Here is a 21231-nt window from a genome sequence, read left to right as displayed (position 1 = left end):
GCCCCGGCTCAGGTCCAGGTGTGCACCGGCTCGTTGGTGTGCATCCGCTCGCGGTACTCCAGCAGCGTCGCCCGCAGTGCGTCGTACCGGTCCTGGTCGGCCCGGTCGCCCATCCGGCAGGCGAACCACTCGGCGCCGTTGACGCCGCTGAGGCAGCGCTGCTCGATGATGCCGAGCAGCCGGTCGGACTCGGCGCCGGGCACCCCCCAGGCGTCGAGTCCCGCCCGGGCCATCGGCAGCAGCCGGCGCACCACCAGCTCGGTCGCGCGCACCTGGCCGAGGCCGGGCCAGTAGACCTGCGCGTCGATGCCCTGCTGGGCGGCGAGGTGGAAGTTCTCCTCGGCGGCGCTGAACGACATCTGCGACCACAGCGGCCGGTCGTGCTCGGCGAGGTAGCGCACCAGCCCGAAGTAGAAGGCGGCGTTCGCGACGGTGTCGGCCACCGTGGGCCCGGCCGCCAGGACCCGGTTCTCGACGCGCAGGTGCGGGACGCCGCGAGTGATGTCGTAGACCGGCCGGTTCCAGCGGTAGATGGTGCCGTTGTGCAGGCGCATCTCGGAGAGGTTCGGGGTGCCGCCGGCCTCGAGCACCTTGAGCGGGTCCTCGGCGTCGTCGACGATCGGGAGCAGCGCCGGGAAGTACCGGACGTTCTCCTCGAACAGGTCGAACACCGAGGTGATCCAGCGCTCCCCGAACCACACCCGGGGCCGCACGCCCTGGGCCTTGAGCTCCACGCTGCGGGTGTCGGTGGCCTGCTCGAACAGCGGGATCCGGGTCTCGCGCCACAGCTCCTTGCCGAGCAGGTACGGCGCGTTGGCGCCGATCGCGAGCTGGATCCCCGAGATCGCCTGGGAGGCGTTCCAGTACGCCGCGAACTGGTCGGGCGAGGTCTGGACGTGCAGCTGCGTGCTCGTGCACGCAGCCTCCGGGATGATCGACTCCGAGGTGGTGCGCAACCGCTCCTTGCCGGTGATCGCGATCGTGATGTCCTCCCCGCGCGCGGCCAGGATCTGGTCGCTGAGCAGGGCGTAGCGGGGGTTCGCGCTCAGGGTGTGGGCGCCCATGTGGCCCTCGTCGAGCGTGGGCAGGATCCCGATCATCACCAGGTGCGCGCCGACCGCCGCGGACTTGCGCTCGGCGTCGTTGAGGCTGCGGCGCAGGGTCTCCTCGAAGACACTGAGCCCGCCCTCGCGCAGCTTCGCCGGCGCGACGTTGATCTCGATGTTGAACTGGCCGAGCTCGGTCTGGAAGTCCGGGTCGGCGATCGCCTCGAGGGCTGCCGCGTTGCGCAGAGCCGGGTCACCGAGCTCGTCGACGAGGTTGAGCTCGACCTCCAGCCCGGTCATCGGGTCGTCGGTGTCGAAGCGGGCCTCGCGCAGCATCCGCTCGAACACGTCGAGGCAGCGGCGCACCTTCTCGCGGTACCGGGTCCGGTCCGCCGGCGTGAACTCCTGAAGCGCGACTTCTTCCCCCACGGCTGCCTCCTCAGGCTCCGGCCGCCGCTGATGCGTCGGCCTCCCACTCGGATGTGCTCCACGATGCCCGGGTCCGCGCGATCAGGTCGTCGACGACACCCTCGACGCTGCCGGTGCGCTCGAAGGCGGCCCGCTGCCGGGTCGCGCCGCCGCCCGCCAGCACGCGGGCCAGGCCGCGCTCGACCCGGTCCGTGTCGCCGGCCTCCTCGAGTGCGTCGCGGACCTCGGTGACCAAGTCGGCCAGCACCTGCGTCGCGGCAGCCAGCTCCTGGGTCTGCGGGTGCACCAGCTGACCGGCGAGGCCGTAGCGGGCCGCGCGCCACTGCGCGACCCGGACGGACTCGGCGCGCCAGCGGGGCGCCGGCGTCCCGGCAGCGGCCGCCCGGGCGGCGGTCTCGGCGAGGGCCCGGACCAGCACCGCCACCAGCAGCGCGTCCTCGGGGTCGGTGCAGACGTCGGCGACCCGGACCTCGACGGTCGGGTGGCGGGCCGCGAGCCGGGCGTCGAAGTACAGCATCCCCTCGTCGCGGGCGGCGCCGCTCCGCAGCATCGTCTGCGCCACCTCGCGGTAGCGGGCCGCGGAGCCGAACTGCTCGGTGGGCCCGGCGCTCGGCCACCGGGACCAGACCTGCTGGCGCCAGGAGGCGTACGTCGTGTCCCGGCCGCTGGAGAACGGGGAGTTGGCGCTGATCGCCAGCAGCACCGGCAGCCACGGCGTGATCCGGTCGATGATCGCGACGCCCTCCTCGTCGCCGTCGACCCCGACGTGGACGTGCATCGCGCAGGTCCCGCCGGTGCGGGCGACCTCGCCGAAGGTGTCGACCATGTCGCGGTAGCGGTCCCGCGGGCTGACCGCCACCTCCTCGTAGCCGGCGGGGACGATCCCGCAGGCGGCCAGGGCGAGGTCGACGGCCTCCGCAGCCCCGCCGGCGGTCCGGCGGGCGGCGATCACCTGGGCGTGCAGGGCCGTCGCGTCGGCGCTCGGGTCGGTGCGGACCTCCAGCTGGTGGCGGAACAGCTCCTGGTCGATCTCGTCGGTCGCCGCGGTTGCGACCCGCCGGCCGGGACCGTGCTCGCGGAACGCCTTGAGGACCTGCGGGGCACGGGCGCTCGCGCGCCGCGTGCGGGGATCGACGAGCAGGAGCTCTTCCTCGATGCCGAGGGTCCGGGGTGCCATGACCGGGTGGTACCCAGCCGGCCCCCGCCTGAGCGAGCCGCACCGCGGCCGGCCCGGGTGAGTCGGCCCACCCCGGCTCACGCGTCCAGCACCGCTCAGTCGTCCAGCACGTCGGGCGGCACGGCCCGCTCCAGCAGCTCCGCGACCAGACCCGCCAGCGTGTTCGCCGGATCGGCGCCGAGGCACCGGTCGATCGCGCACCAGGCCAGCGCGCCGTCGCCGGCGGCCCACGCGACGTAGGCCAGCACGGCGGCGGCGTCGGCCAGCACCTCCGCCGGCGCCCGCCGCACCGCATCGCTCCACACCTGGACGTGGTCCGCGGCCCCGGCCCGGCGCACCGGGGCCCACGCGGCGTCGCGGACCGCGACGTCTCGCAGCCCGAGCAGGAGGCCGGCCAGCTCGCCGTCGGGCACCGAGCCCGCGGCCAGGTGCCTGTCGAGGACGTCGGCCGCCTCCTCGGGGTCGCAGGCCACGGCGCCGGCGAGCGCGTCCCCGACCGCCGCGACCCCCGCCGGGTCGGGCCGGAGCCCGGCCTCGAGGTCGGCGCGCGAGCCCAGCACCGCCCGCCCGTCGTAGACCGCCTGCGCGGTGAACGGGTGGCTGGACACGTCGTAGGGCACGCCCCACGCGGGCACCCCGCGGGCCCCGCCCAGGAGCGGGAACCACCGGCTGCCGTCCGCCCGCAGGGCGTCGAGCACCGTGATGCCGGCGAGCTCGAAGCGCCGCGCCAGGGCCCGCGCCGCCGACCGGGCCGCCGCTGCGGAGGCCTCGCCGGCGTACACGACGAGGGCGGCCGCCTGCACCCGCTCGCGCCGGGCCGGCGCGAGCAGGGCGGCGGTGGCCGCCTCGACGTCGGCGGCGGAGCGGGGCAGGTCGAGCCGGGCGTGGAACTGGTGGTCCCCGCCGAAGGTCAGCAGGACGACGGAGTCCTCGGGGTGGAACCCGAGCACGACCGGCACGGCGGCGAGGAGGTCCTCGGGGCGCCGGGCGGTCAGCGTGGTGGGGGCCGGGCCGCCGGGGCGGCCGGCCGGTCTGGACGGTCTGGGCGGAGTGGGCGGGGGTGCGGGCCAGGAGGTCATGGCACGACGCTCCCCGGCCGCGCCGACCGGGCCGGGCGGGATCCGGAGCCGCTGTGGACGGCCCTCTCGGAGCTCGCACTGTGCACGGTGAGTGGCCCGTCGGCGCGTCGGGGTACGTTGCGCCGGTGCGCGACCACGCCTCGGTGCTCCACCTCGACCTCGACGCGTTCTTCGCAGCCGTCGAGCAGCGCGACAAGCCGTCGCTTCAGGGCAAGCCCGTCGTCGTGGGCGGGGTCGGCGGGCGCGGGGTCGTCTCCACGGCCTCCTACGAGGCCCGCCGGTACGGCGTGCGCTCGGCGATGTCGACGCGCGAGGCCCGCTCCCGCTGCCCCCACGCCGCCTTCCTCGGCGGCCGGTTCCACGCCTACCGGGCCGCGAGCACGGCGGTGATGACTGTGCTGCGCAGCGTCTCGCCGCTGGTCGAGCCGCTCTCCCTGGACGAGGCCTTCGTCGACCTCGAGCAGGCCGGCCTGCCGGACCTCGAGGTGCCGACGGTCTCGGCGTTCGCCGAGACCCTGCGCGCCCGGGTCAGCGAGGTGACCGGCGGACTGACCGCGTCGGTCGGCGTCGGCACCTCGAAGTTCATCGCCAAGGTGGCCAGCGACCTCGACAAGCCCGACGGCCTGGTCGTGGTCGCCCCCGGCACCGAGCAGGACCTGCTGCGCCCGATGCACGTCACGGTGATCCCGGGGGTCGGCCCCGCCACCGCCGAGCGGCTGCGCCGCGCCGGGATCCACACCGTGGCCGACCTGGAGTCGGTCGACGCCGACGAGCTGGTCCGGCTGCTCGGCAAGGCCCAGGGCGCCGGGCTGTTCCAGCTCGCGCGGGCGCTGGACGACCGGCCGGTGGTGCCCGAGCGCGAGGCCAAGTCGGTCAGCGTCGAGGGCACCTATGACACCGACCTCACCGACCGGAGGCTGATGGAGGGGCTGCTGACCCGCCAGGCCGGCGAGGTCGCGGCCCGGCTGCGCAAGAGCGGGCTCTCGGGGCGCACTGTCAGCATCAAGGTGCGCCTGCACGACTTCACCACGCTGAGCCGCTCCACCACCCTCGCCTCCCCCACCGACTCCGCCGCCACTGTCGCGCGGCTGGCCCGCTCCCTGCTGACCGACCTGCTGGCCAGCGCGGACGCCTCCGGCGGCATCCGGCTGCTGGGCGTCGGCGTCTCCGGGCTGGCCGATTGGATCCAGGAGGACCTGTTCGGGGAGACGGCCGAGGAGGAGCCGGAGCTGCCCGAGATCGCCGTGCCGCACCACTCCCGGCGTACCTGGTCACCGGGGATGGACGTCGTGCACACCGCGCTCGGCCGGGGCTGGGTCTGGGGCTCGGGCCGCGGGGTGGTCACTGTCCGCTTCGAGACCGCGGAGACCCCGGCGGGGCCGGTGCGCTCGTTCGCTGTCGACGACCCCGAGCTCAGCGCGTGGCACCCGGCGGAGCCGGACGATCCGGCCCAGCCGGCGGAGCCGGCCGAGTCCGCACAGCCGGCGGAGCCGGCGGAGCCGGCGGATTCCGCAGAGCCGGCGGAGCCGGCCGATTCCGCACAGCCGGCGCAGCCGCCCGGATGAACCGGACCTCCTCGCCGGGCCGCAGCTGCGCGCACTGCCACAGGTCCGCGGGATCCACGACCCCCAGCACCGGGTAGCCGCCGGTCGGCGGGTGGTCGGCGAGGAACACCACCGGCCGGCCGTCGGGCGGCACCTGCACGGCGCCGAGCACCATGCCCTCGCTGGCGAGCTCGCCGGCGCGGGCCCGGACCGGCGCCGGGCCGGCGAGCCGCAGCCCCACCCGGTTGGACTCCCCCAGCACCGTGTACGCCGCGGCGTACAGCCGCTCCAGCGCGCCGGCGGCGAACCAGTCCGCGCGGGGGCCCGGGTGCACCCGCAGCCGCCCGGGTCGGGGCTCGCGCGGGGTGTCGAGCGGCGCCGGGCCGCCGGCGGGGACGCCCAGCGGGAGCTCGTCACCGTCGGCGACCTGCGGCGGTCCGACCCAGGCGAGGGTGTCGGTCGACCGGGAGCCGAGGACCGCCGGCACCGCGATCCCGCCGGCCACCGCGAGGTAGCTGCGCACGCCCCGGTCCGGCGTGCCGAGCTCCAGGCGAGCACCCGCCGGCACCCACTCGGCCCGACCGTGGGAGCGGGGGGCGCCGGCGACGGTGAGCGGGGCCGGGGCGCCGGTCACGGCGACCCAGCACCCGACCGACGGCTGCACCGCCAGCCGGCCGAGGGTGACCTCGAGCAGCGCGGCCGAGGCCCGGTTGCCGACCAGCCGGTTGGCCAGCTCCGCGGCCGGGACGTCGAGCGCGCCGCCGCGCGGCACGCCGAGATGGGCCAGCCCGGGCCGGCCCCGGTCCTGGACAGTGGTGAGCGCGCCGGCCGCGGCGACCCGGAGGAACCGCCCGCTCATCCGGCCACGAACCGGACAGGGGTCCCGGGGGCCAGGAGCGCGGGCGGGTCGCGGTCGGGGTCCCAGAGCACCGCCGTCGTCCGTCCGAGGATCCGCCAGCCGCCCGGGGAGGCGGTCGGGTAGACGCCGCACCACCGGTCGGCCACGGCCACCGCCCCGGCCGGGACCCGGGCCCGGGGCGTGTCCAGGCGCGGCACCGCGAGCTCGGCGGGCAGCCCGGCGAGGTAGGCGAAGCCGGGCGCGAACCCGCAGAAGGCCGAGACCAGCTCCAGGCCGGTGTGCCGGGCCACGACGCCCTCGCGGGTGGTCCCCCAGATCCGGGCCACGTCGTCGAGGTCCTCCCCGTCGTAGCGCACGCGGATTTCCACCGGACCACCGGTCGGTGGCTCCTGCTGCGGGGTCCAGCCGGCCAGCGCGGCCGGCAGCCCCGCCGGGTCGTCCACTCCGTCGAAGAGCACGGTCGCGGCCGCGGGGACCACCTCGACGGCCCCCACGCCGCGGGCGCGGGCCCAGGTCGCCAGCGACAGCGCGGCGGCGGCGTCGTCGACCTCGACCAGGACGGCGCCGGGGCCGGCGGATCGCGCGCGCATGGGCGCCAGTATGGCCCGGATGGGGCCGCGGGATCAGAGCCCGTAGCGGGTGAGCACGTCCTGCTTGGGCGAGAGGAACTTCCTCATCATCCGGCCGTTCGTCAGCCAGGCGATCTCCTCGCCCGAGCGGGTGCTGGCCAGCATCTTCTCCACCAGGTACGGCGCGACGTCGTCGACGTGGTCGCAGAGGATGTTGAGGATCTTGCGCTGGCCGGAGACCTGCTCGGGGGCGACCGCCGCCTCGCGCAGCCAGCCGTCGGTGATCAGCATCCCGGGCCGGACCTGGCCGACCCGCACGCCGGTGTCCTTGGTCTCCTTGACCAGCGCCCGGGTGAACATGTCCAGGCCGCGCTTGGTCGCGGCGTACACGCCCATGTTGGGGCGGATCCGGCCGTCGCTGCCGCCGCCGAGGACGTTGAAGATCTGCCCGGCGCCCTGGGCGAGCATCCCGCGCACGGCGACCTGGGAGCCGAAGATCGTGCCGAGCATGTTCGTGCTCACCATGCCGCGGACGTCCTCGGGCGTGGTGTCGACGATCGCGGCGGTGGTGTTGGCGACGCCGGCGTTGTTCACCCACAGGTCGACGCGGCCGAGCTCGGCGACGGCGTGGTCCCACAGCGCCTGGACCTGCTCGACGTCGGTGACGTCGGTGGCCCGCCCGAGCGCCAGGGCGCCGCCGGTGGCGTCCGGGCCCAGCTTGCCGACGGCCTCGTCGACGGCCTGGGACGTGCGACCCGTGACGACCACGGAATGCCCGCGACGCAGGAACTCCCGGGCCAGCCCGTTGCCGATGCCCTTGGTGCTGCCGGTGATGACCACGTTGCTCATCCGCGCAGGCTATATCGTATACAGCATCACAGGGAAGCGATCCGGAAGCCGGTCTGCTCCAGCGCCCGGCGCACCGCGCGGGCCGAGGCCACCGCGCCGGGGCTGTCGCCGTGCACGCAGACCGAGTCCACGCTGCCGGCGAGCCGGACCGCCTGGGCCGCGATCTCGGCCTCGGTCTCCATCAGCGCCCCGGGGCGCCCGCGCGGCAGCAGCCGCCCGTCCGCGCCGTACCCCCGGTCGGGAAAGCCCTCCAGCCACGCCCGGCGGCCGCTGCGCTCGGCGCCGGAGAGCAGCGCGCCCGGCATGCCGAGCAGCGGCAGTACGCCGGAGCCGGCCAGGACGGCGGCCGCCTGCTCCTCGTCGTCGAGGACCCGGTGGTAGAGCGCGCCGTGCGGCTTGACGTAGCTCACGGTGGTGCCCGCGGCCGCCGCGATCTCACCGAGCGTGCCGACCTGGTGGGCCACCTGCTCGCGCAGCACGTCCCCCGGCACGTCGCGGGCGACGCGGCCGAAGTTCTCCCGGTCCGCGTAGGAGACCTGGGCGCCGACGGCGACGCCGAGCAGCGCTGCCTGCTCGCACACGGCACGCATGATCGGCACGGACCCGGCGTGGTAGCCGCACGCCACGTTGGCACTGGAGACCACGGCCAGCAGGCCCGCGTCGTCGGTGACCTCCTCGCCGAGGTCGATCGTCGGGGTCGCCATGGCCCGACGCTATCGTCGCGGCCATGCCCGACACCCCGCACCAGCCCCCGGTCGCCGACCGACGCCCCAGCACCCGCGAGATCCACGGCCGCACCCGCGTCGACGACTACGAGTGGCTGCGGGACAAGGACGCCCCCGAGGTCGTCGCCTACCTCGAGGCCGAGAACGCCTGGACCGAGCAGCGCACCGCCCACCTGGCGGACCTGCGGCAGACGATCTTCGAGGAGATCAAAGGCCGGACGAGGGAGACCGACCTGTCGGTCCCGACCCGGAACCGGGGCTACTGGTACTACGGGCGCTCCTTCGCCGGCAAGGAGTACGGCGCGAGCTGCCGGGTCCCGGTGGCGGACCCCGACGACTGGACCCCGCCGCGGCCGGCCGAGGACTGCGCCCCCGACCAGCCCGCCCTGCCGGGCGAGCAGGTCCTGCTCGACCTCGACGCCCTCGCCGCGGGCCACGACTTCTTCTCCCTCGGCGGCTCGGCGGTCTCCCTGGACGACCGGCTGCTCGCGTACGCCGTGGACGTCGTGGGCGACGAGCGCTACACGGTCCGGTTCACCGACCTGGACTCCGGCGAGCAGCTGCCCGACGAGCTCACCGACGTGCTCGGCGGGGTCACCTGGCACCCCGACAACACCAGCTGCTTCTACTCGACGGTCGACGAGACCTGGCGCCCCGACAAGGTCTGGCGGCACCGGCTCGGCACGCCCCAGTCCGAGGACGAGCTGGTCCTGCACGAGCCCGACGGGCGGTTCTGGACCGGGATCGGCCGCAGCCGCGACGCCCGGTTCCTGATGATCGCGGTCGGGTCGAAGACCACCACCGAGTACCACTACCTCGACACCGCCGACCCCGACGCCGCCTGGCAGCTGTTCGCGCCGCGGCGCGAGGACCTCGAGTACTCCCTCGAGCCGGCCCGGATCGCCGGCGAGGAGGTGTTCCTGGTCCACCACAACGCCACCGGCCCGGACTTCGAGATCGGCGTCGCGCCGATCGCGCCGACCCCGCCGGAGCAGTGGCGCCCGCTGGTCCCCCACGACCCCGAGGTCCGGCTCGAGGGCGTGGACGCGTTCGCCGGGCACCTGGTCGTCCACCAGCGCAGCCGGGGCCTGACCCAGCTGCGGATCCTCGAGCTCGACGCGGACGCGGGCGCCGGCGTCGGGGACGACTACCTCGTGGAGTTCGACGAGCCCGTCTACACGGTCGGCGCCGGCAGCAACCCCGGCTTCGACCAGCCGACGGTCCGGCTGGGCTACACCACGATGGCCGTGCCGCCCTCGGTCTACGACTACGACGTGCGGACCCGCGAGCTCACGCTGCTGCGGCGTACGCCGGTCCTGGGCGGCTACGACCCGGCCGACTACGAGGAGCACCGGCTCTGGGCCACCGCCGAGGACGGCGAGCGGGTGCCGATCTCGATCGTGTGCCGCATCGGCGCCCGGGAGGGCGTCGGCGGCGGCGCGGACCCGGTGCCGACGCTGCTCTACGGCTACGGCGCCTACGAGGCCTCGATGGACCCGTACTTCTCGGTGGGCCGGCTCTCGCTGCTCGACCGGGGCGCGGCGTTCGCGATCGCCCACGTGCGGGGCGGCGGCGAGATGGGCCGCCGGTGGTACGACCAGGGCAAGCTGATGCACAAGCAGAACTCGTTCTCGGACTTCGTCGCGTGCGCCCGCCACCTCGTCGAGACCGGGTGGGCGGACCCGGCCACGCTGGTCGCCGAGGGCGGCAGCGCCGGTGGGCTGCTGATGGGGGCGGTGGCGAACCAGGCGCCCGAGCTGTTCGGCGGGATCGTCGCCCAGGTGCCGTTCGTCGACAACCTGACCACGATGCTCGACGCCACCCTCCCGCTGACCGTCACCGAGTACGACGAGTGGGGCAACCCCGAGGCGGACCCGGAGGTCTACGACTACATCGCCTCCTACGCGCCCTACGACAACGTGGTGGCCCAGGACTACCCGCCGATCCTCGCGGAGACCTCCCTCAACGACACCCGGGTGCTCTACGTCGAGCCCGCGAAGTGGGTGGCCCGGCTGCGCGCGGTCACCGGCAACCCCGACGTGCTGCTGCGCACCGAGATGTCGGCCGGCCACGGCGGCGTGTCCGGGCGCTACCAGGCCTGGCACGACCGGGCCTTCTCGCTGGCGTGGATCCTGGACCGGATGGGGCTGGCGGGCGGCGGGGAGCCGGGCCGGGGCTGAGGACCGGCGGGACCGAGCGGCCGGGACGGGCTTCCTGGACAGGCCCTGAGAAGTCCCTGAGAGTTCGGCGCGACGGCAACTTCGCGGCGCCCCCGGGCGTCGTACGGGGGGAGAGCTCAGGTTTGCCCGGGGAATCCTAGGGACACCGTGAGCGTTGTCGACGATGTGGCTCCGCAGCGGTGGGGCCATAGAAGCTGAGGAGGGTCCCCCATGGCTACACGAACCGCAGCGGCCGGGACGCGCGAGATCGAGGGCCGCGACAGCGTCGGCCTGTACCTGGACGAGATCGCCCGCAACCCGCTGTTGGACGCGGCCGCCGAGGTCGAGCTCTCCAAGGCCATCGAGGCGGGGCTGCTCGCCGAACACCTGCTCCAGGAGGGCCGGGTCGGGCGCCGCAAGGGCGGCGCCCCGATGTCGGCCAACCGCGAGGAGCTGGAGTGGCTGGCCGAGGAGGGCCGCAAGGCCGTCGACACGTTCATCACCGCGAACCTGCGCCTGGTGGTCTCGATCGCCCGCAAGTACGGCCGGGCCCAGATGCCGATGCTGGACCTGATCCAGGAGGGCAACACCGGCCTGATCCGCGCGGTCGAGAAGTTCGACTACACCAAGGGCTACAAGTTCTCGACCTACGCGACCTGGTGGGTGCGTCAGGCGATCACCCGCGGCATCGCCCAGCAGGCCCGCGTGGTCCGGCTCCCCGTCCACGTGGTCGAGGAGCTCAACCAGGTCGGCGGCGCCCGCCGCACCCTGGAGCGCCAGCTCGGCCGCGACCCGGAGCCCCACGAGATCGCCACCGAGCTCGGCATGGAGCTGGAGCGGGTCATCGACCTGATGTCGTGGGGCCGCGAGCACGTCAGCCTCGACTCCCCCGTCGACGAGGACGGCGACACCTCCCTGGGCGACCTGATGGCTCAGGAGACCTCCCCCAGCCCCGACCTGACGGTCCTCGACGTCGAGTCGCGCGACCGGCTCAACTCGCTGGTCGGGCACCTCGACGACCGCGCGGCCGACATCATCCGCTCCCGCTACGGCCTCGTCGACGGGCGCCAGCACAAGCTGGCCGACATCGGCACCAAGCACGGCATCTCCGCCGAGCGGGTCCGCCAGCTGGAGCGGGAGGCGCTGCAGAAGCTGCGCCGGATCGCCGACCCGGACCTGGCGAGCGGGTCCTCCGCCGCCTGATCCCTCAGGCCGGCCGGGCCCCGGTCACCAGGCTCTCGAAGACCTCCACCACACGCTGGCGGAGGTCTTCGAGCGTCCCGGTGTTGTCGATGACGTACGTCGCGATGGCGCGGCGCTGCTCGCGGGTGGCCTGGGCCGCGATCCGGGCCTCGGCGTCCTCGCGGCTCATCCCCCGCTCGCGCAGCATCCGCTCGACCTGGGTCTCGACCGGCACGTCGACGACGACGACCGCGTCGAAGGTGTCGGCGCGGCCGCCCTCGGCCAGCAGGGGGATGTCGTGCACGACCACGGCGTCGGGGTCCGCGGCGGCCTCGAGCTCGGCGTACCGCTCGAAGACGAGCGGGTGCACGATCCCCTCCAGCACCTTGCGCCGCCCCGCGTCGGCGAACACGATCGCGCCGACGGCCGCCCGGTCCATCTCACCCTCGGCCGTGAGGATCTCCGGGCCGAACGCCTCGACCACCGCGGCGAGGCCGGGGGTTCCCTTCGCCACGACCTGGCGGGCGATCTGGTCGGCGTCGATGACCACCGCCCCGAGCTCCGCGAGGATCGCCGAGACCGTGCTCTTGCCCGACGCGATGCCGCCCGTGAGTCCCACCCGCATGCCGTGATCCTAGGGGTCGACCAGCAGCGCGAGGATCCGGTCCAGCTCGGCCCGGTCCGCCGGGCCCAGCCGCCCCAGCAGCTCCTCGGCGGCGTGTCGGCGGGCCTCGTCGAGCAGCCGCCGCAGCCGCAGCCCCTCCGGGCTGGGGACGACCGACGTGGCGCGCCGGTCACCGGGGTCCGGGCGGCGCTCCACCAGCCCGCGGGCCTCCAGCGCGTCGACGACCTCGGTCGCGGACCGGGGGGCGATCTGCAGGTGCTCGGCGATCACCGAGAGCCGCGCCCCCTCGTGCTCGGTCGCGACCCGCAGGGCCCGCGCCTGGGCCGGAGTCACGTCCCACTCCGCGAACGCCGCGGCGTACCGGCGGCGCAGCGAGCGGGCCACGGCGGTCAGCAGGTCGCCGGTCGAGGCGGCGGAGGGAGGCGGCACGGGAATTCTCCTGACGACGAGACGGTTACCCTCATGTTGAGGATACCTCAGTAATGAATCGAGGTGGTCAGATGACTGACCCCAGCACCCCCCGCGAGCGCAACGGACGCCGCAACCCCGACTCCCGTCGTGCGGACCGGCGTCAGCTCGCGGAGTCCCCCGTGTCGCTGCGCCGGATCGCGCGGCTCTTCGCACCGCACCGCCGGCGCCTGAGCGTCGTCGTCGCCCTGATCGTGGTCAGCTCGCTCATCGGCCTGGCCCAGCCGTTCCTGATCCGGCACGTGATCGACGACGCGCTCCCGCGCCAGGACGTCCGCCTGCTCCTGCTGCTCGTCGCGGGCATGGTCGGCGTGGCCGTGGCCACGGCCGCCCTCGGCGTCGTCCAGACCTGGCTCTCGACAGCTGTCGGCCAGGAGGTCATGCACCGCCTCCGCTCCGACCTGTTCAGCCACCTGCAGCGCCAGTCGGTCGGGTTCTTCACCCGCACCCGCGGCGGCGAGGTCCAGTCGCGCATCGTCAACGACATCGGCTCGATGCAGTCGGTGGTGACCAGCACTGCCACCTCGGTGGCCGCCAACGTCACAGTAGTCCTCGGCACGGCCGTCGCGATGGTCGCGCTCAGCTGGCGGCTCGCCCTGATCTCGCTGGTCGTCCTGCCCCCGGCCGTGGTGCTGACCCGCCAGGTGGCCCGGATGCGGCACGCGGTGACGAGTGCACGCCAGGCCAAGCTCGCCGACCTGCACGTGCAGGTCGAGGAGGGCCTCTCGGTCAGCGGCGTGCTGCTGACCAAGACCGTCGGCGCGGCCCCCGCCCTGGCGCGCCGCTTCGAGGACACCTCCGCGGACCTCGTGGGCCTGGAGATCCGCTCCCAGCTCGCGGGTCGCTGGCGGATGGCCACGATGACGATCGTCTTCGCCGCCGTCCCGGCCGCCCTCTACCTCGCCGCTGGACTGCCGGCCACGTCGGGCGGGATGACCATCGGCACGCTGGTCGCGTTCGTAGCCCTCCAGGGCGGGCTCTTCCGGCCACTCATGGGACTGCTCAACGTGGGCGTCGACCTGACCGCCTCCCTGGCCCTCTTCAGCCGGATCTTCGAGTACCAGGACCTGCCCGTCGAGATCGACGACCCCGCCGACCCGACCCCGATCGGGGACGTGCGCGGCGAGGTCCGGCTGGAGCACGTGGGGTTCTCCTACGGGGAGACCGACGTGCTCCACGACATCGACCTGGTCGTCCCGGCCGGCTCCTCGCTGGCACTGGTCGGCGCCACCGGGAGCGGCAAGAGCACGCTGGCGTCCCTGGTCGCGCGGCTGCACGACCCGACCAGCGGGACCGTCCGCCTGGACGGGGTCGACCTGCGCGAGCTGGCGCTCGCCGACCTCGCCGACGCCGTCGGCGTGGTCACCCAGGAGACCTACCTGCTGCACGCCTCGGTGCGCGACAACCTGCGGCACGCGAGGCCGGACGCCACGGACGACCAGATCGTCGCCGCGGCGCGGGCCGCCCGGATCCACGACCTCGTCGTCTCCCTGCCCGACGGCTACGACACGGTGGTCGGCTCGCGCGGCCACCGATTCTCCGGCGGCGAGCAGCAGCGCCTGGCCATCGCCCGCACGCTGCTGCGCGACCCGCGGGTGCTGGTCCTCGACGAGGCGACCAGCGCGCTGGACAACCGGACCGAGCGCGAGGTGCAGGCCGCCCTCGACGAGCTCGCCGAGGGCCGCACCACGATCACGATCGCCCACCGGCTCTCCACCGTGCGCGACGCCGACCAGATCGCCGTCCTGGACCACGGGGCGGTCGTCGAGCTGGGCAGCCACGAGGAGCTGCTGCTGCGCGGCGGGCGGTACGCCGACCTGGTGCGCGGCGGCCTGGACCGGGAGGCGGCCGCCTGAGTCCCGCTCAGGCCAGCGCGCTCTCGGCGGTCGCCCGACAGACCGCGTCCCACGGGGTAGGGACCAGCCCGAGCTCGCGCTCGATCGCCGAGGAGTCGAGCAGGTAGGGCCGCTCGAACTGGTAGACCGTCTCCCGCATCTCGCGCAGCAGCGGCACGACGGCGCCGCCCACCCCGAGCAGCGCCCCCGGCCAGGCCCGCACCGGCACCGGCGGCCGCCCGACCGCCCGGCACACGTCGCCGATCGTCTCCGCCTGGGTGCGCGCGGGACCGGTGGGCGCGTGCCACACCCGGCCGTGCGCCGTCGGCGTGGCCGCGGTGGCCACCAGGGCCCGCGCGACGTCACGCACGTCGGTGAACGAGTGCGGCACGTCGGGGCGACCGAAGACCCGCACCGCCTTCCCGGCCAGCGCCCGCGGCGCCACCTGGGCCACGTGGGCGGAGGCGACGCCCGGCCCCATGTAGTCCGACCCGCGCACCTCGACCGCCCGGAGCCGCCCGGCCTCGTGGCGATCCCGGGCCTCGGCCCACATGGCCGCCCGGATCCGGGCCTTGGTGCCGGTCGCGGCGTCGGGCAGGTCCTCGGTCATCGGCCCGCCCACGGGTCCGTACGGGTAGAGCGTGCCGGCCGTGGCCAGCACGGCGCCGCTCTGCTCGGCCGCGGTGAGGAACGCCGCCGCGGCCGGCGGCCACCAGGTCGCCCAGACGTCGTACGACGGCGGGTTGATGCAGTTGTAGAGCACCTCGGCCCCCGCCGTCAGCCCCACCAGCCGGTCGACGTCGGCGGCGTCGGCCGCCTCGCGGCGTACGCCGTCCAGCGCCGGCCCCGAGCCGGAGCGGCTCACCAGCACCACCTCGTGCGCCCGCTCGGCCAGCAGCCCGGCCACGGCCCGGCCGACGGGGCCTGCCCCCACCACCACGTGTCGCTCGCTCATCCGGTCCTCCTCTCTGACGCCCGCCGAAGCGCGAGCACCGCTCTCGCTTCAGGCTCGCACAGCGCGGCCGAACAAACAAGAGCACCGCTCTCGTACACTCGGGCCATGGCTCCCACCCCCCGCGCCGTCAACCGCGCCGAGCTCACCCGCGCGATCCTCGACAGCGCCACGAGGCAGCTGGCCGAGGTGGGCCCGGCCGCACTCTCGGTGCGGGCCGTGGCGCGCGACCTCGGACTGGCCTCCTCGGCCGTCTACCGCTACGTCGACTCCCGCGACGAGCTGCTCACCCGACTCCTGGTCCGCTCCTACGAGACCCTCGGCGCCGCCGCGGAGGGGGCGGTCGCGCCGATCGACGCCGACGATCACGCGGGCCGGTTCGCAGCCCTGGCGCACGCGCTGCGCGGATGGGCCCGCGCGCACCCGCACGAGTACGCCCTGCTCTACGGGACCCCGGTCCCCGGGTACGCCGCTCCTGCCGACACCGTCCCGTCCGCCATGCGGATCACTCGCGCCCTGCTCGGCGTGGTCGCCGACGCCCAGGCCGCCGGGCTGCGGCCACCCACCGCCCTCGAGCCCGGGAGCGCGGAGGCGGCCGCGCTCGAGCCGGTGCTCGCCATGACCGATCCCCGGCTACGGCCCGCGACGGCCGCGCGCGGCCTGATGGCCTGGGCCAACCTGGTCGGCCACGTCTCCCAGGAGCTCTTCGGCCACCTGCACCGCGGCGTCCTCGACTACGACGCCCACTTCGCGCACGTGGTCGACCAGCTCAGCGACGACCTCGGCCTGCGCCCGTGAGCGCGTCGCGGACCGGCGCTCCGGGACGGATCAGGCCGAGAACGCCCGGCGGTACTGCTGGGGGCTGATCCCGCGCACCCGGCCGAAGTGGTGGCGCAGCGTGGCGGCGTTGCCGAAGCCGACGTCGGCGGCGATCCGGTCCACGGAGTGGTCGGTCCGCTCGAGCAGCTGCTCGGCGCGGATCACCCGCTGCCGGGTGACCCAGGAGTGCGGGGTGGCACCGATCTCGGCCCGGAAGCGGCGCGCGAAGGTGCGCTCGGACATCAGCGCGCGGCGAGCCAGGGTCGTGACGTCCAGCTCCTGCCCGAGGTTCTCCAGGATCCACTGCTGCAGGCCGCCGAAGGTCTCCCCGTCGCACTCCGGCACCGGGTTGGCGATGAACTGGGCCTGGCCGCCGTCGCGCTGCGGCGGGACCACGATCCGGCGCGCCGCCGAGACCGCGGCCTGGGCGCCGAACTGCTCGCGCAGCAGGTGCAGCGAGGCGTCGATCCCGGCCGCGGAGCCCGCCCCGGTGAGCAGGTTGCCCTCGTGGCAGTACAGGACGTCGGGTCGCACGCGGGCGGCCGGATAGAGCTCGGCCAGCTCGCGGGTGTGGCGCCAGTGCGTCGTGCACTCCCGGCCGTCGAGCAGTCCGGCCGCGCCGAGCTCGAACGCCGCCGTGCAGTGCGCGTAGACGATGGCTCCCCGCGCGTGGGCGGACCGCGCGAGGTCGAGGACGGCCGGGTCGTGGTCGAGGAAGTCCGCCTTGGGGGTGAAGCAGATCAGGTCGGCCTCCTCGGCTGCCTCGAGGCCGCGCTCGACGACGAAGTCGAAGTCCGAGCGGCCCCGCACCCGTCCCGGGCGGGGCGTGCAGGTGCGGAAGTCGAAGACCGGGTTGTCGTCCTCCGGGTGGTAGGACTCGCCCCACACCTCGACCAGGGAGCCGAGCCCGAAGGGCTCCGCTCCGTCCTGCACCACCACCGCGACTGTCTGCATCACTCGAGGCTAGAACGCGCGTGGCGGAAAGTCGATGGATATCGGCATATCTGCCACTCGTGGCGGATATGCGATGGGCGCAGGATTACTGCCATGACCTTCCTGCTCCTACTCCTCGCCCTGTCCATCGTCGGTGTCCTGATGACGCTGCGCTCGGTCTGGCACGACGACCGCGGCGCCACTCCGCCCCCGCCGTCCCACCGCGAGGGGGAACGGCTCCGCTCCCCCCGGTGAGCCGCCGGCTCGCCGTACGCCGAAGGCCCGGTCCCCCTCGCGGGGAACCGGGCCTTCGTGCGTCGTGCGGGGCGCTAGATCAGCTCGCGCCGCCGGTCAGCTTCTCGCGGAGCGCCTGCAGCGCCTCGTCGGAGGCCAGCGAGCCGCCGGTCTCCTCCTCGGCCACGTCGGTGCCACCGCTGGAGTACGAGGTGGCCTCGCCGGCCTCGGCCTCGGCCTTCTTCGCCTCGGCCTGCTGCTTGACGTGGGCCTCCCAGCGGGCGTGCGCCTTGGCGTACTGGTCCTCCCAGGTCGCGCGCTGCTCGTCGTAGCCCTCGAGCCACTCGCCCGTCTCGGGGTCGAAGCCCTCGGGGTAGACGTAGTTGCCCTGCTCGTCGTAGGTGGCGGTCATGCCGTACAGGGTCGGGTCGAAGTCCTCGACGTCGCCCGCAGCAGCGGTCTCGTTGGCCTGCTTGAGCGACAGCGAGATCCGGCGACGCTCGAGGTCGATGTCGATGATCTTGACCATGACGTCGTCGTTGACCTGGACGACCTGCTCGGGGATCTCCACGTGGCGCTCGGCCAGCTCGGAGATGTGCACCAGGCCCTCGATGCCCTCCTCGACGCGGACGAACGAACCGAACGGCACCAGCTTGGTGACCTTGCCCGGGACGATCTGGCCGATCTGGTGGGTCCGGGCGAAGTGCTGCCACGGGTCCTCCTGGGTCGCCTTCAGCGACAGGGAGACACGCTCGCGGTCCATGTCGACGTCGAGCACCTCGACGGTGACCTCGTCGCCGACCGCGACGACCTCGGACGGGTGGTCGATGTGCTTCCAGGACAGCTCCGAGACGTGCACCAGGCCGTCGACGCCGCCGAGGTCCACGAACGCACCGAAGTTGACGATCGAGGACACGACACCCTTGCGGATCTGGCCCTTCTGGAGCTGGGTGAGGAAGCCGTGGCGGACCTCGGACTGGGTCTGCTCGAGCCAGGCACGGCGCGACAGGACCACGTTGTTGCGGTTCTTGTCGAGCTCGATGATCTTGGCCTCGAGGGTCTGACCCACGTAGGGCTGCAGGTCGCGGACGCGACGCATCTCCACCAGGGACGCGGGCAGGAAGCCGCGCAGACCGATGTCGAGGATCAGGCCGCCCTTGACGACCTCGATGACGGTGCCCTCGACGACGCCGTCCTCCTCCTTGACCTGCTCGATGGTGCCCCAGGCGCGCTCGTACTGGGCGCGCTTCTTGGACAGGATCAGGCGGCCTTCCTTGTCCTCCTTCTGGAGGACGAGGGCCTCGACCTTGTCGCCGACTGCGACGACCTCGGACGGGTCGACGTCGTGCTTGATCGACAGCTCACGCGAGGGGATGACGCCCTCGGTCTTGTAGCCGATGTCAAGCAGGACCTCGTCGCGGTCCACCTTCACGATGGTGCCGTCGACGATGTCGCCGTCGTTGAAGTACTTGATCGTCGCGTCGATGGCGGCGAGGAAGTCCTCTTCGGACCCGATGTCGTTGATCGCAACCTGAGGCGCGTCGTAGTCCGGAAGAGCGGAGATGGTACTCGTCATAGGGGAGTGAATTCCTTGGGTGGGCAGATGTCGTTCGGGCACGCAGCGAGGCCCGTTTCACTACCGGTGTGGTGCGCTCCATGGCCCGCCGAGAGGCGAGGATGGGGCTGATAGCGAGCTCGGTGTCCGCTCCGTCCGGGACGCAGGCAGACCTCTGGCGCATACCAAGCCTACGCCGAGGCCGCAGCGCCGTCCAACCGGCCTCCGTGCGGGCGCCCCGGGGGGCTACCGTCGAGGGGTGAGCAGCACCGCCGGCAACCCCGCCGCACCCGACTCCCGGCACCATCCTCCACTCCCCCCGGTGCGCGTCGAGCGCCGGCCCGTGACCGAGACCGAGTCCCGGCGGGCCAACGGCCCCGACTGGGACCGGTACGCCGACGAGTACCAGGCCACGCACGGGGAGTTCCTCGGCGACGTCGGCTTCGTGTGGGGCCCGGAGGGGCTCCGCGAGGACGAGGCCCGGATCCTCGGCGACCTCGCCGGGCGCGACGTCCTCGAGGTCGGCTCGGGCGCCGGGCAGTGCTCGCGGTGGGTGCGCGCCCAGGGCGGGCGCTCCTTCGGCATCGACCTCTCCCACCGCCAGCTGCAGCACTCGCGCCGCATCGACCACGACACCGGGGTCGCGGTCCCGTCCGTGCTCGGCACGGCCACCGCCCTCCCCTTCGCCGACGGGTCCTTCGACGTCGTCTTCTCCTCCTTCGGCGCCCTGCAGTTCGTCCGCGACCTCGACGTCGCGGTGGCCGAGGTCGCCCGGGTGCTGCGTCCCGGCGGCCGGTTCGCGTTCTCGATCACCCACCCGACCCGCTGGATGTTCCCCGACGACCCGGGCGAGGCGGGGCTGGTGGCGAGCCAGTCCTACTGGGACCGCACGCCGTACGTCGAGGTCGACGACGAGAGCGGCGAGGTCTCCTACGTCGAGCACCACCGCACGCTCGGCGACTGGGTCGGACTGCTTTCCGGCACCGGGTTCGTCCTCACCACGCTGCTCGAGCCGGAGTGGCCCGCCGACCACGACCGGGTCTGGGGCGGCTGGTCAGCGGTGCGCGGGCGGCTCACGCCCGGCACCGCGATCTTCGGGGCGGACCTGCGCTGAGGCTCCCCCGGCCACTGTTCCGCTCGGGCAGGCCGGAACGCAGATCGACCCCGTCCCGGGCGGGACGGGGTCGATCAGACGTGCTGGGTCAGGCGTCGGCCAGCTCGCGCTCGCGCGAGCCCTGGTCGGTGCCGCGGTGCCGCGAACGGCGACCGAGCAGGGCCAGGCCGAGCCCGATCAGCAGCAGCGGGATGCCGACGACGTACCCGATGAGCGGGACGGTGCCGGTGGCCAGCTTGAGCTGGTCGGCGTCGGCACTGATGTCCTCGACGTTCTTGGCGACCTGGTCCTCGGTGAACTCGACGCTGACGTTGAGCGCGGGGTCGCCGTCGGCGAAGGAGCGGTTCTGCTCGCGGACCTGCTTGACGATCTGGCCGGTGGTCGGCTCGACGAAGACCTCGGTCGTCTCGGTGTAGAAGCCCTGCACGCCCTCGGCGAGCTCCACCTCCGCATCCGAGATCTCGACGTTGTAGACGTAGGTCTCGAGCCCGTCGATCTCCTCGGTCCGGTCGTAGACGGCTTCGGTGACGCCGCCGGTGGTCCAGAACGGGTAGTCCTTCTTCTCCGCGTCGAAGGGCCACTTGTTGATCAGGCCCTCCCGCTCGGGCCCGTCGGCCGGGACGTACTTCTCGTCGTTGACAGCGAGGGCGGTCTCCCGGTCGGTCGCGAAGTTCTCGATCGACGCGTTCACCAGCCGAGCCTGCGGGTCGTCGTCCGCGACGCAGTCGCCGATCTCGCCGATGTCCTTGACCAGGCAGGTGGAGCTCTCGAAGACGACGACGTCGTCGTCGGACTTCTCGGAGTCGGCCTTGGTGGTGCTGGCCACCTTCGCCGCGAACGGCGCCGTGTCGGCACCGAGGTAGGACGTGGCGGTGCCGGACAGGCGGGTCACCGAGTCGACGTCCAACGGAGTCTTCTTGAGCTGACTCGCGCCGTAGGTCTGGGCCAGGACTGCCATCACCACGAGGAACGCACCCACAAAGATGCAGGCCACACTGAAGAACTTACGCACGAAGACCCCTCCCAAAGCACGTGCAAGGAGCGCTGACAGTAGCAGTAGCGCACGTCACAATCGGCG

General features: G+C 73.8%; 19 protein-coding genes and 1 pseudogene. 7 read left to right on the top strand and 13 right to left on the bottom strand.

What is annotated here, in order from left to right:
- Positions 1 to 8 precede the first annotated feature (8 nt).
- The 3 genes from EBO35_RS08245 to EBO35_RS08235 all read right to left on the bottom strand — a co-directional run bounded on the left by EBO35_RS08245 (position 9) and on the right by EBO35_RS08235 (position 3731).
- Positions 9 to 1475 (bottom strand): glutamate--cysteine ligase family protein, encoded by a 1467-nt coding sequence (locus EBO35_RS08245; protein ID WP_122817292.1) that lies wholly within the window; start codon positions 1473 to 1475, stop codon positions 9 to 11.
- Positions 1476 to 1485: 10 nt separating this feature from the next.
- Positions 1486 to 2652: a carboxylate-amine ligase gene (locus tag EBO35_RS08240; RefSeq protein WP_122817291.1), complete on the bottom strand. Its 1167-nt coding sequence runs from the start codon at positions 2650 to 2652 to the stop codon at positions 1486 to 1488.
- A 95-nt stretch (positions 2653 to 2747) separates the two neighbouring features.
- A complete protein-coding gene (locus EBO35_RS08235) occupies positions 2748 to 3731 on the bottom strand; it encodes a DUF4192 domain-containing protein (RefSeq protein ID WP_122817290.1) in 984 nt (327 codons plus the stop codon).
- 125 nt (positions 3732 to 3856) lie between these two features.
- Between EBO35_RS08235 and EBO35_RS08230 the strand changes: the two genes are divergently transcribed.
- The gene (locus EBO35_RS08230) at positions 3857 to 5296 is read left to right on the top strand and encodes a DNA polymerase IV (RefSeq protein WP_122817289.1); all 1440 of its coding nucleotides are present in this window, start codon (positions 3857 to 3859) and stop codon (positions 5294 to 5296) included.
- Between the two features lie 49 nt (positions 5297 to 5345).
- On the opposite strand, the pseudogene EBO35_RS08225 reads toward EBO35_RS08230, so the two are convergent.
- The 4 genes and pseudogenes from EBO35_RS08225 to EBO35_RS08210 all read right to left on the bottom strand — a co-directional run.
- A pseudogene (locus EBO35_RS08225) lies at positions 5346 to 6134 on the bottom strand (5-oxoprolinase subunit C family protein); the annotation flags it as partial.
- On the bottom strand, positions 6131 to 6724 hold the full coding sequence (locus EBO35_RS08220; RefSeq protein ID WP_122817288.1) for a 5-oxoprolinase subunit B family protein: 594 nt from the start codon (positions 6722 to 6724) through the stop codon (positions 6131 to 6133). The pseudogene EBO35_RS08225 and the gene EBO35_RS08220, both read right to left, overlap by 4 nt.
- Before the next feature lie 33 nt (positions 6725 to 6757).
- Positions 6758 to 7552, bottom strand: a complete 795-nt coding sequence (locus EBO35_RS08215) for an SDR family oxidoreductase (RefSeq protein WP_122817287.1) — start codon at positions 7550 to 7552, stop codon at positions 6758 to 6760.
- 26 nt (positions 7553 to 7578) lie between these two features.
- On the bottom strand, positions 7579 to 8256 hold the full coding sequence (locus EBO35_RS08210; RefSeq protein WP_122817286.1) for a 5-oxoprolinase subunit PxpA: 678 nt from the start codon (positions 8254 to 8256) through the stop codon (positions 7579 to 7581).
- Between the two features lie 23 nt (positions 8257 to 8279).
- On the opposite strand from EBO35_RS08210, the gene EBO35_RS08205 reads away from it, so the two are divergent.
- Both EBO35_RS08205 and EBO35_RS08200 read left to right on the top strand, forming a co-directional pair.
- Entirely contained in the window at positions 8280 to 10457 is a 2178-nt protein-coding gene (locus EBO35_RS08205) for a S9 family peptidase (protein ID WP_122817285.1), read from the top strand.
- A 210-nt stretch (positions 10458 to 10667) separates the two neighbouring features.
- Positions 10668 to 11639: a sigma-70 family RNA polymerase sigma factor gene (locus EBO35_RS08200; RefSeq protein WP_122817284.1), complete on the top strand. Its 972-nt coding sequence runs from the start codon at positions 10668 to 10670 to the stop codon at positions 11637 to 11639.
- 4 nt (positions 11640 to 11643) lie between these two features.
- On the opposite strand, the gene coaE is transcribed toward EBO35_RS08200, so the two are convergent.
- A complete protein-coding gene (gene coaE, locus EBO35_RS08195; protein ID WP_122817283.1) occupies positions 11644 to 12243 on the bottom strand; it encodes a dephospho-CoA kinase in 600 nt (199 codons plus the stop codon).
- A 9-nt stretch (positions 12244 to 12252) separates the two neighbouring features.
- Positions 12253 to 12672, bottom strand: coding sequence for a MarR family winged helix-turn-helix transcriptional regulator (locus EBO35_RS08190; protein WP_122817282.1), 420 nt, complete (start codon positions 12670 to 12672; stop codon positions 12253 to 12255).
- 71 nt (positions 12673 to 12743) lie between these two features.
- Between EBO35_RS08190 and EBO35_RS08185 the strand changes: the two genes are divergently transcribed.
- The gene (locus EBO35_RS08185; RefSeq protein ID WP_122817281.1) at positions 12744 to 14567 is read left to right on the top strand and encodes an ABC transporter ATP-binding protein; all 1824 of its coding nucleotides are present in this window, start codon (positions 12744 to 12746) and stop codon (positions 14565 to 14567) included.
- A gap of 7 nt (positions 14568 to 14574) precedes the next feature.
- Here the strand turns inward: EBO35_RS08185 and EBO35_RS08180 are convergent, their stop codons facing one another.
- Entirely contained in the window at positions 14575 to 15501 is a 927-nt protein-coding gene (locus EBO35_RS08180) for an NAD-dependent epimerase/dehydratase family protein (protein WP_122817280.1), read from the bottom strand.
- 105 nt (positions 15502 to 15606) lie between these two features.
- On the opposite strand from EBO35_RS08180, the gene EBO35_RS08175 reads away from it, so the two are divergent.
- A complete protein-coding gene (locus tag EBO35_RS08175; RefSeq protein WP_122817279.1) occupies positions 15607 to 16296 on the top strand; it encodes a TetR/AcrR family transcriptional regulator in 690 nt (229 codons plus the stop codon).
- A 30-nt stretch (positions 16297 to 16326) separates the two neighbouring features.
- Here EBO35_RS08175 and EBO35_RS08170 read toward each other — a convergent pair whose 3' ends face one another.
- Positions 16327 to 17271, bottom strand: a complete 945-nt coding sequence (locus EBO35_RS08170; protein ID WP_122817278.1) for a GlxA family transcriptional regulator — start codon at positions 17269 to 17271, stop codon at positions 16327 to 16329.
- Positions 17272 to 17364: 93 nt separating this feature from the next.
- Between EBO35_RS08170 and EBO35_RS19430 the strand changes: the two genes are divergently transcribed.
- Positions 17365 to 17505 carry a hypothetical protein gene (locus tag EBO35_RS19430; protein ID WP_164477871.1) on the top strand — a complete coding sequence of 47 codons (141 nt, stop codon included), beginning with the start codon at positions 17365 to 17367 and terminating at the stop codon, positions 17503 to 17505.
- Positions 17506 to 17584: 79 nt separating this feature from the next.
- On the opposite strand, the gene rpsA is transcribed toward EBO35_RS19430, so the two are convergent.
- A complete protein-coding gene (rpsA, locus tag EBO35_RS08165; RefSeq protein ID WP_122817277.1) occupies positions 17585 to 19060 on the bottom strand; it encodes a 30S ribosomal protein S1 in 1476 nt (491 codons plus the stop codon).
- Between the two features lie 238 nt (positions 19061 to 19298).
- Between rpsA and EBO35_RS08160 the strand changes: the two genes are divergently transcribed.
- Entirely contained in the window at positions 19299 to 20153 is an 855-nt protein-coding gene (locus EBO35_RS08160) for a class I SAM-dependent methyltransferase (protein ID WP_396954391.1), read from the top strand.
- Between the two features lie 88 nt (positions 20154 to 20241).
- Here EBO35_RS08160 and EBO35_RS08155 read toward each other — a convergent pair whose 3' ends face one another.
- Positions 20242 to 21165, bottom strand: coding sequence for a DUF3068 domain-containing protein (locus EBO35_RS08155; RefSeq protein ID WP_127480433.1), 924 nt, complete (start codon positions 21163 to 21165; stop codon positions 20242 to 20244).
- Positions 21166 to 21231: the final 66 nt, after the last annotated feature.

Origin of the sequence: Nocardioides pantholopis (assembly GCF_003710085.1) — a bacterium.
Taxonomy (GTDB): Bacteria; Actinomycetota; Actinomycetes; order Propionibacteriales; family Nocardioidaceae; genus Nocardioides; species Nocardioides pantholopis.
Note: the sequence above shows the minus strand (reverse complement) of the source record. Positions and strands in the feature narration are given on the sequence as shown.